The organism is Ruegeria lacuscaerulensis, assembly GCF_013034745.1.
Lineage (GTDB): Bacteria > Pseudomonadota > Alphaproteobacteria > Rhodobacterales > Rhodobacteraceae > Ruegeria > Ruegeria lacuscaerulensis_B.
On the sequence record NZ_WQGP01000008.1, the window covers coordinates 119,268 to 132,149 of the forward strand.

The window sequence follows — 12,882 nt, forward strand, 5'->3', positions numbered from 1 at the left end:
TGAATACGTGGTGACACAAAGTTAATAATTTTCATTGCGCGTGATAATTGACCAAGGTGGCATTACTTTCATGTATCATATCGAATAATGAGGTAGTTCGGAGATATGATGCGCCTGCCACTTGCCACGCTTGAAATCTTTACGGCCATCGCGCGCCACGGATCGCTACGTGCTGCGGCCGAGGCGCTGGGTATCAAGCCGTCAACCGTTAGCCATCAATTGAAATTGTTGGAAGATCGGTTGGGCACCGCGCTTTTCATTCGGACAACACGCTCGATCAGCCTGACCGAGGCCGGACGCGCCCTGATCCGTGGCGCTGGGCCTGCCTTTGATCAACTCTCTGAGGCCGTCGAAAGCGCGCGCAGCACCGGTCACGCCGCGCGGGGCACGTTGAAACTGGCGATGCCCGAGTTTGCCTATCACCTCTTTGTTGGTCCGATCCTCAACAGTTTCTGCGCCGCGTATCCCGAGATCGAGTTGGAACTGTCGCTAACGGATGCGCTGTCAGACATACTGGGCGAGGAGCTGCACGCCGGTTTCCGTCTGGGGGATCGTGTGGCGCAGGATATGGTGGCAGTGCGGTTGACGCCGCCGCTCCCGGTGACCATTGTCGGCAGTCCGGACTACTTGGCGGCACGAGGCATCCCGGACACACCACGTGATCTTCTGGGGCATACTTGTATCCGCTACCGGTTTCAATCCTCGGGCCAGATTGCGCCGTGGAGTTTTCAATCGAGCGAGGGAGGGTATGACGTCGATGTGCAGGGCAACCTGATCGCCAACGCCCTTCCAGCCTCCGTCGATCTGGCTAAGCGAGGGCTGGGCCTCGCCTATACATTCAAGGCCTATGTCGGCACCCAGATCGCTGCGGGAGAGTTACAACCGGTTCTGGACGACCACTTGGGACCCACCCCTGGCTTTTTCATGTATTTCCCACGCGAGTATAAATCCATGATGCCCCTAAGGCTGTTCATCGACCACATAAAGCGCCAGCAAAGCGTTTGACCCTGCGCGCGCAGACCCCACATATCGAATAGTGCCAGCCGGAGCCGCTCTTTGCCCCTAAGATACGCTGATATCTACCCGTCAGAACCGTTGCTGAACAGCGATGCGATGCAGCGCCCTTCGGCGGCAGGTTTGATGTCAGTGCGGTATTTTCGCGCCGAACCCGATCAGATGCCGGAAGAGGTGTTTTCGGAACACCACGTCCTTCTGAACCTGCAGGTAAAGGGGCATCGCGTGCAAAACTGGCGGGACGGCACGCTGCGGGATTTCACCTTTTGCAAAGATGAGGTCATCGTGACCCCGGCAGGCATGCGGTCGGGTTGGCGGTGGTACGGGCAGTCCGACGTGATCGTGATTACTTTGCATCCGGACAAGGTTCAGCGATTTGCGCAGTCTGAACTTGGTATGCTGCTGGCCCCGGAGCAGTTTCACGACCAGCCGCAGTTTTCTGATCCTGACCTATGTGCTGCGGGCGTCATCCTGCGCGACGCGCTTGCGACCGACGATATGTCCTCGGCGGTGATGTTCGAAGCCATGAGCCGGGTTTTTCTGGTCAAACTGCTGCAGAAATACGGCAAACGCCGCGCCGAAGAGGTTGAGCTGTCCTCGCGCTTTACCTCTCAGCACTACCAACGGGTGCTGGCCTATGTGCAGGACCGTTTGGACCAGACGATCACCGTCGATCAATTGGCGTCTGAGGCGGGCATGAGCCCCTCGCATTTCGCGCGGGTGTTCAAGGAAACGCTGGGCTCGACCCCCATGCAATATGTCATGGCCTACCGGGTCGAGCAGGCGATGAAGATGATCGAAGACCCCGCGCGCCCTCTGGGCGACATCGCTTTGGCCTGCGGGTTCTCGGATCAAGCGCATTTCACGCGCAGTTTCAAACAGGTGGTGGGCCAGACCCCGCGCGCGTTCCGTGCAGCGCGGGCTCTCTGAAGCAGAATCTTTCAAAAACGCGGCAGTCCGGTGCAAGTATCCCTGCCGCCGGCGTCGTATCTCAGGTGTCATCGGGCGTATGCCCATCCAGACAGATTTTGGGAGATACCGCTATGAACACCCTTGCTATGAACACTGCTGCCGCGTTGATGGCGTCGACAGCCGCCGTTGCGCAGGTGGAAACCCGCACCGTCACCTTTGAGAACGAAGGCGCCACCCTGTCCGGCACATTGTATTTGCCGGAAGAGCGCGGAGCCGAGCCGCTGCCGACCGTCGTCGTGACCGGGGCCTGGACCTCGGTTCAGGAACAGATGCCCGCCAACTATGCCCGCGAGATGGCCGAACGCGGTTTTGCGGCCTTCACCTTCGATTTCCGCGGTTGGGGCAAATCGGGTGATCTGCCGAACAACGTGCGCTTTGTTGAAAGCCCCGAGGCCAAGACATCGGACATCCAAGCCGCGATTGCATTCGTCGCGACCTTTCCCGAAGTAGATGCCGACCACATCAACGGTCTGGGGATTTGTGCCTCGGCCGGGTACATGGTCGATGCTGTATCGGGCAACCCGTTGGTTCAGCGAGTGGGTCTGGTTGCACCTTGGTTGCAGAACGCCGAGATCGTCGAGGCGGTTTATGGCGGTGCAGAAGGTGTCGCCGGGCTGATCGAGGTGTCCCGCGCTGCCGAGGCGGCTGGCGGTCAGATCATTCCTGCCGCAGGCCCCGAGGGTGCCGAGGGCGTACTGATGCCGATCGGCGGATATTACTATGAGGCTGACCGTGGCGCGATCCCCGAATACGATGACAAATGGAACAATGCGGGCTGGGAAGGTTGGCTGACCTATCACCCCGCCGACAATCCGCAGCGTTTGGATAAGCCACTGGCCATTGTTCATTCGGAAAGCGCGGCGATCCCACAGGGCGTGCAGACCTTCCTTGCCGGCTTTGCAGGCGAGGCGACCGCGCAATGGCTGGAGGATGTCACGCAGTTCGACTTCTACGACGACCCCGAGAATGTCACTAACGCGGCGGATACCGTCGCTGACCACTTCCGCGCCGGTTCGAGCAACTAATCCCTGTTTGGACGCCGAGCAATCTTTCGGCGTCCACCCTCATCTATTCGGAGCATCCTCATGCGTAGAAAACTCACATCGACCCTTGCGGCCGTTTCCATGATCGGAACCGCGGCATTTGCTGAACAACAGGCCGATATCTCGACCGCAATCACCGACATCGCGGCAGGTGCTGACCGCCACGACTGGACCCGCGTGCGCGGCGCGTTCTCCGATACCGTCACAACGGACTACACCAGCCTCTGGGGCGGAGACCCGGTCACACAACCCGCCGACGAGCTCGTGGCTGGATGGTCCGCCTTTCTGCCCGGTTTCGACGCGACGCACCATATGGTGACCAATCACACCGTCACCTCTCTGTCCGATACATCTGCGACGGCACAGGCGGATTTCACAGCAACCCATCGTCTTGATGACGGCTTGTGGGTGCTGGGTGGCCGCTATGACTATGAGCTTGAGAAATCAGATGATCGCTGGGTTGTCACATCGATGACCATGACGGCAATCTGGGAATCCGGTGACCGTGGGCTTGTGGCTCTTGCCGGTCAGCGCGCGGCCGAGGCAAATTGAGGAAGGACCATGACCAGTCAGCGCGTCGCACTCGTGACCGGAGCCAATCGTGGTATTGGCAAAGAGGTCTCCCGGCAATTGGCCCGAGACCATGGGATGAAAGTTTTGATCGGTGTGCGCGACTTGGCAAAAGGGCAGGCCGCTGCGGATGAAATCGGATATGGGGCGGAAGCTTTGCAACTGGATGTCTCTAATCCGGACTCTGTTGCTGCCGCTTTCTTTTTGACGATTGAATCGGTCTATGGTCGCCTTGATGTTCTGGTGAACAACGCGGGCGTGGATTATGACACCGACCAACAGGTTCACCACGCCGATCTGGACAGGGTCCGCCAAGCATTCGATACGAACCTTTTCGGTCCATGGGAGACGACGATCGCGGCGGTGCCACTGTTGCAACGAGGTACGGATGCCCGGATCGTCAATGTGTCCTCTGGCGCGGGGTCGCTGACCAGCATGAGTGCCGGCACACCCGGCTATGGCGTGTCCAAAGCGGCGTTGAACGCGTTGACCCTCAAGACCGCCGCTGAGTTGAAACCTCAAGGCATTCTCGTCAACGCCGTGTGCCCCGGTTGGGTTGCCACGGATATGGGCGGCGGGGGTCGTCCGATTTCCGAAGGGGCCAAAGGAGTCGTCTGGGCAGCGACTTTGCCGAAAGGCGGCCCGACCGGAGGGTTCTTTCGCGATGGTGTTGCAATTGATTGGTAGGTTCAGCCGGGTGTCATGAAATCAATTAGCTTCCTGATCCGTGCGGGCAACAGACGGCGGCTGGGATAGACTGCGAACATGTCCCGCGTCAGAGGGACGGTGTCTATAACCTCAAGCCGTTTTAGATCGCTGTTTACCATATCCGAAGGCAGCATCGCGACACCCAGGTTTCGACGGGCGGCCTGCGCAATGACATCAAGGTCGGTTAAGTTGTGTGCGGTTTGCTTCGGGTGCAGTGTTTCCCCGCTCTCTAGCACCCAGGGTTGACCAGCTGTCAGCGCGGGCAAAGCAAGAAAGTCCGGTCTGGAAATCAACCCTCTCAGCCCACGCTCTCCAATAAACCCTTGTCCGGCACAAAAGCAGTAGGGAACCGACCAGAGCCGTTTCGCGACAAGGCTGGAGTCGGTGAGTGGGCCTACCCTAAAAGCCACATCAATATTGTCGCGAAAGAAGTCCAGCATGATGTTGGTGGTGGTCATCTCAAGCGCCACATCTGGATTCTGTTCCGCAAAATCCAACAGCCGAGGGCCAATCGTCGTGCGTGCTGCCAGCGGAGGTACCGTGATGCGGATGCTCTGGCGTCTCGTGTCGTCGGTAAAACCTACGATACCTTGCAGAGCCTCGATCGGGTCCTGACATCGATCCAGAAGGCGGCGGCCTTCTTCCGTTAGGCGCACCTGCCGCGTCGTTCGCTCAAACAGTTTGGTGCCAAGATGGTCCTCCAACTCGGCAATCCTTCGGCTGACACGGCTGAGCGGGATCCCCAGACGCTCCGCAGCTTTGGAAAAGCTGAGATGGTTTGCGACGACAGTAAAAAGGCAAGGTCGTTGTAGATCATTATTCTATTTTTGAGATTATAACTCCTGATATCAATCATTATCATTGCTTGATGTGACCTCTACCTTCTGCGCAACAGAAGGAGATAGCTGATGCCTTTCGCCATGGAAATCACCCAAACCGGCAAACCGGACGTCTTATTTAAGACCAACAAGGCGACCCCGACCCCCGATGCCGGGGAAATCCTGCTCCGCAACTCAGCCGGGGCGGTCAACTTTATCGACACGATCATCCGACGCGGTGAGATGCCCGAGGGGATGATGCCCGATCTGCCTCATGTACCAGGGGTCGAAGGTGCCGGTGTGGTCGAGGCGCTGGGTGAGGGTGCCGAAGGCTTTTTTGTTGGGGACCGTGTGGCTTGGATGGGACCGATCGGGGCCGGTGGATACGGTACCCATTCGCTAATCGCTGCGCCCTACGTCACTCGGCTGGCCGATACCGTGGACTTCGAAACAGCCGCTGCAATCCCCGTCAACGGGATGACCGCCTATCACATGCTGGTCAATCTGGGCAGCGCGGCGGCTGGCAAATCGGTACTGGTTCACGCGGCAGCCGGGGGTGTCGGCACCATGGCCCTGCATGTTGCCAAGCATCTGGGCATGACGGTAATCGCCTCGACCAGCACTGCCAAGGTTGGATATGCCAAAGATCAGGGCGCCGATCACGTCATCGACTATCGCACCGAGGATGTCACCGCGCGGGTGATGGACCTTACCGAGGGGCGCGGTGTGGATCTGACGCTGAACCCGATCTCGGGCGATACCCTGAAATCAGACCTCGATGTACTGGCACCTCTGGGCACAACCGTTCTATTCGGGTTTCTTGCCGGTCCGTCCACAGGCAGTTTTGCCGAAGACTTGGCGAAGCACTTCCAAAAGTCCGTCTCGGTCCGTGTCAGCGACATATACACCTATTTCATCAATCGACCTGATCAGTTTGGCGCGGATATGGCCACAGTGTTTGATTTGCTTGAGAGGGGCGTTCTGCGCCCTCAAGTCACCTCCCTGCCCATTAGTCAAGCTGCCGAGGCGCACCGCCGCCTAGAAGCCGGTGAAACAACCGGCAAGCTGGTGCTGAGCTTCGACTGACCCATCCAGTAAAAGAGGAATCACAGCAATGAACACTGTTTTCGAGACCGCCCTGAGTGGCAAACACATTGTCATCGTTGGTGGCAGCAGCGGCATGGGGAAAGCAACAGCAAAAATGGCTACCGCCCTCGGGGCAAAAGTTACAATCGCCAGTCGCAATACTGCCAAGCTTCAGGCTGCCGCGGGCGAAATTGGGAGCGGGGTACGGATCGCTCCAGTGGATACGACTGATGAAGCAGGAGTGTCCTCCTGGGCCAGAGGGCTGGGATCGGTTGACCACTTGGTGATCTCTGCTTCAAGTGCTGCGCGTGGGGCGTTCACCGACCTGCCCATCGACGATCTGCGCGCTATGTTCGAGGCCAAGTTCATCGGCCCCTATATGACTGCACGTGAAGTGTTGCCGGTGTTGGTCAAAGGCGGCTCCATCACGTTCTTTTCCGGCGTGCTCAGTCGTCGCCCATCCGCCGGAGCTACTGGCCTGGGCGCAGTAAACGCGGCGGTCGAAACGCTGGCCAAAGGGCTGGCGCTAGAGTTGGCTGGTCGGGCGCGGGTGAATTGCATCAGCCCTGGCATGGTTGCAACCGAAGCCTATGCCGCAATGACTGAAGAGACACGTGAAGCCATGTATGCGCAGGTTGGCAGCAGCCTGCCCGCAGGACGGGTTGGAGAGGCCGAGGACATCGCACAAGCCGTTGTCATGGCGATGACAAACGGGTTTCTAACGGGCTCGGTCTTGGATGTGGATGGCGGTCACCTTGTGCGTGATTGACGTCTGCCACAAGTCCAAAGGCAAATAGGCAGTTTGCCCAAAACGGACTTGTTTAGGGTGGCGGTTCTGGCTTCATCAAAGCAGATTATGGGTTTGGAGGCAGCGTCCAAGTCGGGCCGAACGCGAGCGCAGGCGCAACCTGCATTGCTGACATTCAATCGGTCTGCAGTGTTAGGCAAATTGGGCTCCTGAGTCGCCGCTCACTGTCTAGCTGCGTATTGTAGCCCATCGAACGTCCGGTGGGCGGACTAACCAGGCATTTGAACTGCATAAGAAAAGGGCTGATTTGGCGCGACAAGCGGTCATCCGAGTTCAGGGGGGCTACCTGCTAACTGTCATGTTATTTCAGCCACCGACTGTCGCAATTTAAGAGTAACATCAATCAACTGTGAGTCAGGGCGGATGCCGTCCTCAATCCATCGGATGACCGCGTTTGCGGTCTTCTTTCCCATTTCAACCACCGGCAAGTGAACCGTTGTAATGCCTGGTACCGATTGACCAGATACGGGCAGGTCATCGATGCTAACCAAAGAGACGTTTGATGGAACCACCATGCCTTGCCGATGTAGCTCAAAAAGTACGCCCTGCGCGAGAACGTCCGACGTGCACATTACGGCGGTGAAGTGAGTTCCAGCGCTCAGGGCGTTTTGGATGGCTGTTGCGCCGCCTTCCAAAGTGATTTTGGTTTCAAATTTGAAAGTCTCTAAACCCGGCACATCGACAAGCAGGCCTGAAAGGCGCGCCCGCGTTCTGTCGTTGTTGTCCGCTGGGCCGTGAATAACGGCAATTTGGCGGTGCCCCGCGTCGATGAGGTATTGCAGTGCCATGCGGGAAGCGCGCGCATTGTCATAGCCGATGGTAGGCAGTGAATATCCGTCGTCGTAGTAAGATGTGGCTATGGTTGGCAGCCGCGTGCGAGAAATCAGGTTGTCGAAATCAGGGCTATGGGTAATTCCGGAAACGATTAGCGCTTCTGCACCAATGTCGATCAGACGTTGTGCCTTCTCGGCTTCGATTCCCGGGTCTCCTGCGGTTGTTGCAACCACCAAGGATAACCCGAACTCGCCGAGTTCATATTCGAGTGCAGAGAGGAATCTGGCGAAGATCGCATTGTCCAGTGTCGGCACCAAAGCACCCACCACCCGAGTTCGCCCCGAGTTTATGGCCCTGGCAGCTGCGCTGGGGACAAAGTGAAGGGATTCGATTGCCTGCTGGACGCGGTCGCGCGTGTTCTTGGATACAGCCTCAGGTGTGTTTAATACACGCGAAACCGTGGCGACGGAAACACCGGCGGCTCTGGCTACGTCCCTGAGGTTGGCTCGTTTCTTTGTCTCTTTTTCAGTCATTTACTTTCTTAATCGAGGCTGTTCAGCAAGCGCTATAGAAATAAACTTGACACATGTAACTAGTTTCATCAACTTATGTAACTAGTTACATTTAGCTGCGGCTGCAGGTTTCCATGACGTCCCATTCGGTCATTCACGACTTCAGCAACATCGGGTGGACTTCTCCCGAGCGATCCTTCTTTGGCTTTCCGAAGGCGCAAAGCGGGACAACCCATCGGCTCGCGGCACGAGAAGCTAAACGGTTTGACATGCAGCCCGGGGACCTGCTTTCACTATCGGGCCGCTGGCTGACGTCCGATCTGCAGATCGGTGCATTCGACTCAAAAGGCAAAGATGCTCTCGCGGCCCTCGGGGTAAATGCCACAGGCAAGCTGGACATGAATGCTGCTGATTGTCGGGCTTTGTTGGGTTGGGTGACTGCAATGGGTGGGAATGCATCTTGTGACATTCCTGTCACCAATGTTCCGGCGTCGGAAGATCAGGTGGTTTTCAGCGTGAAAGCGCGCGTCACTGTCTGGGTGGTGCGCTTGGGCAATAACGAACAACTGGTATCTGGCGCTCTCAACAGCTGGGTCACGGCATCCTTTCAGCCCGCCAAACGCAATACGCCAATCTTGCCGCCTGAATTGGGAGATGTGCGAGACGAGTTCACCGTCGCACGGGGTACTGGCGTGGCCTATGAATTGGCCCCCGGCGAAGTTGTTCAGATCATTGATATCGAAGGGCAGCAATGTTCGGATTTTCTTGCGCTGCGCACCGACGGGCTGGACAGGGGCGAAGAGCTGTTGATTGACAATACGGCCACGCGATCTCTGGTTCGGCGCAGCTATCCGGGGCCCGGATCATTGGACAAATTTTTTGATCAGGACATGAACCCGCTTTTGAATGTACTTCAGGACACTTGTGGGCGTCATGATACCTTTGGACTGGCCTGCACCGCACGGGGGTACGAAGAGCGCGGTTTTCCAGGCCACGTAAACTGCTCGGACAATATTTCGGCGGCGTTGGACCCATTCGGAGTACGGCGGCGTTCAGCCTGGCCTGCGATCAATTTCTTTTGGAATACCTGGGTTGATCCCCACACCCATGATCTCCGGACTGCGGAGAGCTATTCGCGACCTGGTGATTATGTGGCGATGCGAGCGATGGAGCGGCTCACCTGTGTGTCAACCGCCTGCCCGGACGACATAGACCCAATAAACGGCTGGAATCCAACAGACGTACACGTCCGGATTTACAAGCCGAACACCCCAATTCGCCGCGCTGTTGCTTATCGTGAAAAGGAAGATGCCCCAATGTCGCTCAGTCAGGAGTCTGCATTCTTCAAGCGGTTGGAGCCTTTGACGCAGGACTTCGCACCTGCGCGGGATCTTTGGGCACCTGTCAGCTTTCCTTCAATCGGTTCGATCGGAGAATATTGGGCGTGTCGTGAAGCCGTGACCCTTCAGGATTTGAGCGGTCTGAGGAAATTTGACATCATCGGGCCAGATGCCGAGAAGCTTTTGCAATTGGCCACGACACGCAACGTTGCAAAGCTGTCGGTTTGGCGCGGATCGTATACTTTGATGTGCGATCAGACGGGGGCTGTGATTGATGACGGCACGCTGTTCCGGCTAAGCGATCACCTGTTCCGCTGGTGTTGCGGCACTGAAGAGAGTGCCCGCGTACTTGAAGCTTTGGCCTTGGAAAACAACCTTCATGTGCGCATTCATGCGATGCGAGGGTCTCTTCCCAATCTGGCGCTGCAAGGGCCGCGTTCGCGGGACCTGTTGCGCAAGATTGTGTTTACGCAGCCGCATGTCCCGTCTCTGGAACAACTAAAGTGGTTTGGTGTCACAATCGCCCGGCTGCACTCCCGCGACGGGGCGCCGTTTATGCTGTCACGGTCGGGGTATACCGGCGAACTCGGATATGAGGTGTTCTGTTCTCAGGCCGATGCGCTTTTGCTCTGGGATGCTCTTATGGAAGCCGGGCAAGAGTTTAACATCACGCCAATGGGGTCGGCCGCGCTTGAGACCATTCGGATCGAAGCGGGGCTAGCTGCGGCTGGTGCCGAATTCACCCCAGGTGTGGATGCGTTTGAAGCGGGGCTGGGCTTTGCGATTGATCTGAACAAACCCGAATTCGTCGGCAAGGGTGCATTGACGCGAAATGCCGAAAACCCACGTCGGGTTTTAAAAGGCATGACGCTGGGCGGCAGCGATGTTCCCGCGAATGGCGCTCCGATCTTTGCCGGAGAACGGCAAATCGGCGAGGTAACCTCTGCCACGTATTCGCCCACGTTTGAATGCGCCATTGCGATGGTACGGCTATCGATCGAATTTTCCGAGACTGGCACCCGCTTGGAAATTGGACAATTGGACGGTCGCTTAAAACGCCTTGGTGGGGTGGTTGTGGATATCCCGTTTGTGGATCCGCAACGCACGCGCGCCAGAGCATAAATCAAAAAAAGGAGAACCAACAGGATGAAAACGTTAACTAAAATTTCAACAGCCATTGTGCTAAGCCTCAGCGCAACCAGTACATTTGCCCAAGAAAAGGTAATGATTGGTGAGCCGAGCTGGCCCGGAGCAAAGATCATGGCCAACGTGATTGGCCAGATTATCGAAGGTCGTCTAGGCGGCGAAGTGGGCTATGCCCCCGGTGCGAATGCCGTCATTTTCGCCGCGATGGACGGCGGGCGTGGTGACATTGACGTGCACCCGGATGTCTGGCTGCCAAACCAGTCGTCCTTCACGGATGAGTATGTGGATGAAAAGGGCACGGTGTCTCTTTCGTCTGGTTCATACGAAGGTAAAGCCGGCTTCTGCACCCCGACTTACATGGCCGAAAAGCACAACATCAAATCCATCTTTGATCTGGCGACCCCGGACGCTCAGCAACTCTATGACGCCAATGGTGACGGTAAGGGTGAGATCTGGATCGGTGCTTCGGGATGGGCGTCGACCAACGTGCACCGGGTCAAAGTGCGCGACTACGGCGTCGAGACATTTCTTGAGCCGAGCACTGAAGACGAAACCGTCTTCTACGCACGCTTGAAGGATGCAGTGTCGAACGAAGAGGGTGTCGTCTTTTATTGCTATAAACCGCACTATGTTCATGCGCTTTACGATATGACGATGATCGAAGAACCGCCCCACAACCCTGATGAATACACGATTATTCAGCCCGGTGATGACGCGGATTGGTATGCCAAATCGAAGATCACCAGCGGCGACGTTGTTAAAACCGTCAAGGTTGCCTACTCGAACTCGTTGAACGAACGGAACCCTGCAGCCGCGTCGCTATTGGCAAATATCGACATGGATTCGGATGCGCTGTCGGAGCTCACCTACAAGGTCGTTGTTCAGGGTGGCGACATTTCCGAAGTAGTCGCCGCATGGATTGCCGAGAATGGGGACACCGTGGATGGATGGCTGGGCCTAAACTAAACCGGGCTTGATCGAAATCGCCGACGGCGGGCAGCGCCGTCGGCACGCACTATCATTTTCTGGGTGGAGCCATGGCCAAAGATATAGCCATCGACGCGCGAGGCGTGTGGAAAGTTTTTGGGGATCGTTCAAAAGAAGCACTTGCGGCCATTCACGCGGAAGGGTTGGGAAAACCTGAGGTTCTTGAACGATTTAACTGCGTTGTAGGTGTCGCCGATGCCAGCTTTGAGATCGAACGCGGAGAGCTTTTCTGCGTCATGGGGCTGTCTGGATCGGGCAAATCGACCTTGGTACGTCACGTCAATCGGCTTTTGGAGCCGACTGCAGGTGAGATCCTGCTTGATGGCGAAGATGTCATGGGTTTGGGACCCGAAGGATTGCGGGACTTGCGCAATCGTCGCGTCGCCATGGTATTTCAGAATTTTGGCCTGATGCCGCATCGGACCGTGCGAGACAATGTGGCGATGCCGCTTGAAATTCGCGGTACAGGTAAGGCGCGGCGCTGGGAAGAGGCCGAGCGTGTCCTTAACCTGGTGGAGCTGACCGGTTGGGAAGACAAATATGCGCATGAACTGTCGGGCGGGATGCAGCAGCGCGTCGGGTTGGCCCGCGCCATTGCGTCGGATCCGGAAATCCTGCTGATGGACGAGCCTTTTTCTGCGCTTGATCCATTGATCCGCAAACAGTTGCAGGATCAGTTCATGGCGCTGAGCCGCGAGTTGAACAAGACAACGATGTTCATCACCCATGACCTAGACGAGGCAATTCGCATTGGTCACCGAATTGCAATCATGAAGGATGGGCGCATCGTGCAGGTGGGCACCCCGGAAGAGATCATCCTTAACCCCGCAGATGACTATGTCGCGGACTTCGTCGCCGGAATATCAAAGCTTCACATGATCTTTGCACATTCCGTCATGACACCTGTTGATGAACACGAGGCCCAGAACGGTCCCATACCCGATGACCCTCATCAAGCGCATCCTGAGATGGATCTGGACGAACTCATGAACCTGTGCGTCGAAGGACATGGGATTGTTGCCGTCGTCGATGATGGCAAGACAGTCGGAGTGATCAATCGCACCGGCCTTATCCGCGCAATTCAACAAAATCAGGCGTGAGGAC

Annotated in this window: 12 protein-coding genes and 1 pseudogene; 10 read left to right on the plus strand and 3 right to left on the minus strand. The window is 57.0% G+C overall.

Translation table 11 applies throughout. From position 1 onward, the window contains the following. Positions 1–108: 108 nt before the first annotated feature. The 5 genes from GOV79_RS16675 to GOV79_RS16695 all read left to right on the plus strand — a co-directional run bounded on the left by GOV79_RS16675 (position 109) and on the right by GOV79_RS16695 (position 4,286). Positions 109–1,005, plus strand: coding sequence for a LysR family transcriptional regulator (locus GOV79_RS16675; RefSeq protein WP_170790621.1), 897 nt, complete (start codon positions 109–111; stop codon positions 1,003–1,005). Positions 1,006–1,056: 51 nt separating this feature from the next. Beyond that, complete coding sequence (locus GOV79_RS16680) at positions 1,057–1,944, plus strand: AraC family transcriptional regulator (protein ID WP_170790622.1); 888 nt, start codon at positions 1,057–1,059, stop codon at positions 1,942–1,944. Between the two features lie 113 nt (positions 1,945–2,057). Then, positions 2,058–3,011, plus strand: coding sequence for an alpha/beta hydrolase (locus GOV79_RS16685; RefSeq protein WP_170790624.1), 954 nt, complete (start codon positions 2,058–2,060; stop codon positions 3,009–3,011). A gap of 60 nt (positions 3,012–3,071) precedes the next feature. Then, a complete protein-coding gene (locus GOV79_RS16690; RefSeq protein ID WP_170790626.1) occupies positions 3,072–3,581 on the plus strand; it encodes a nuclear transport factor 2 family protein in 510 nt (169 codons plus the stop codon). Positions 3,582–3,590: 9 nt separating this feature from the next. After that, positions 3,591–4,286: an SDR family oxidoreductase gene (locus tag GOV79_RS16695; RefSeq protein WP_170773755.1), complete on the plus strand. Its 696-nt coding sequence runs from the start codon at positions 3,591–3,593 to the stop codon at positions 4,284–4,286. A 2-nt stretch (positions 4,287–4,288) separates the two neighbouring features. Here the strand turns inward: GOV79_RS16695 and GOV79_RS16700 are convergent, their stop codons facing one another. Beyond that, complete coding sequence (locus tag GOV79_RS16700) at positions 4,289–4,963, minus strand: substrate binding domain-containing protein (RefSeq protein ID WP_331252717.1); 675 nt, start codon at positions 4,961–4,963, stop codon at positions 4,289–4,291. After that, positions 4,952–5,092: pseudogene (locus GOV79_RS22525) on the minus strand (helix-turn-helix domain-containing protein); the annotation flags it as partial. The pseudogene GOV79_RS22525 and the gene GOV79_RS16700, both read right to left, overlap by 12 nt. Positions 5,093–5,215: 123 nt before the next feature. Between GOV79_RS22525 and GOV79_RS16705 the strand changes: the two are divergent. Continuing rightward, entirely contained in the window at positions 5,216–6,211 is a 996-nt protein-coding gene (locus GOV79_RS16705) for a quinone oxidoreductase family protein (RefSeq protein WP_170790631.1), read from the plus strand. Positions 6,212–6,239: 28 nt separating this feature from the next. Beyond that, complete coding sequence (locus GOV79_RS16710) at positions 6,240–6,980, plus strand: SDR family oxidoreductase (protein WP_170790633.1); 741 nt, start codon at positions 6,240–6,242, stop codon at positions 6,978–6,980. A gap of 335 nt (positions 6,981–7,315) precedes the next feature. Here GOV79_RS16710 and GOV79_RS16715 read toward each other — a convergent pair whose 3' ends face one another. Next, positions 7,316–8,326, minus strand: coding sequence for a LacI family DNA-binding transcriptional regulator (locus GOV79_RS16715; RefSeq protein ID WP_170790635.1), 1,011 nt, complete (start codon positions 8,324–8,326; stop codon positions 7,316–7,318). A 113-nt stretch (positions 8,327–8,439) separates the two neighbouring features. On the opposite strand from GOV79_RS16715, the gene GOV79_RS16720 reads away from it, so the two are divergent. The 3 genes from GOV79_RS16720 (at position 8,440) to GOV79_RS16730 (ending at position 12,878) form a co-directional block, all read left to right on the plus strand. Further along, positions 8,440–10,767, plus strand: a complete 2,328-nt coding sequence (locus GOV79_RS16720) for a DUF1989 domain-containing protein (RefSeq protein ID WP_170790637.1) — start codon at positions 8,440–8,442, stop codon at positions 10,765–10,767. 102 nt (positions 10,768–10,869) lie between these two features. Continuing rightward, the gene (locus GOV79_RS16725) at positions 10,870–11,757 is read left to right on the plus strand and encodes an ABC transporter substrate-binding protein (RefSeq protein ID WP_237218047.1); all 888 of its coding nucleotides are present in this window, start codon (positions 10,870–10,872) and stop codon (positions 11,755–11,757) included. 71 nt (positions 11,758–11,828) lie between these two features. Continuing rightward, positions 11,829–12,878: a quaternary amine ABC transporter ATP-binding protein gene (locus tag GOV79_RS16730; protein ID WP_170790642.1), complete on the plus strand. Its 1,050-nt coding sequence runs from the start codon at positions 11,829–11,831 to the stop codon at positions 12,876–12,878. Positions 12,879–12,882 lie beyond the last annotated feature (4 nt).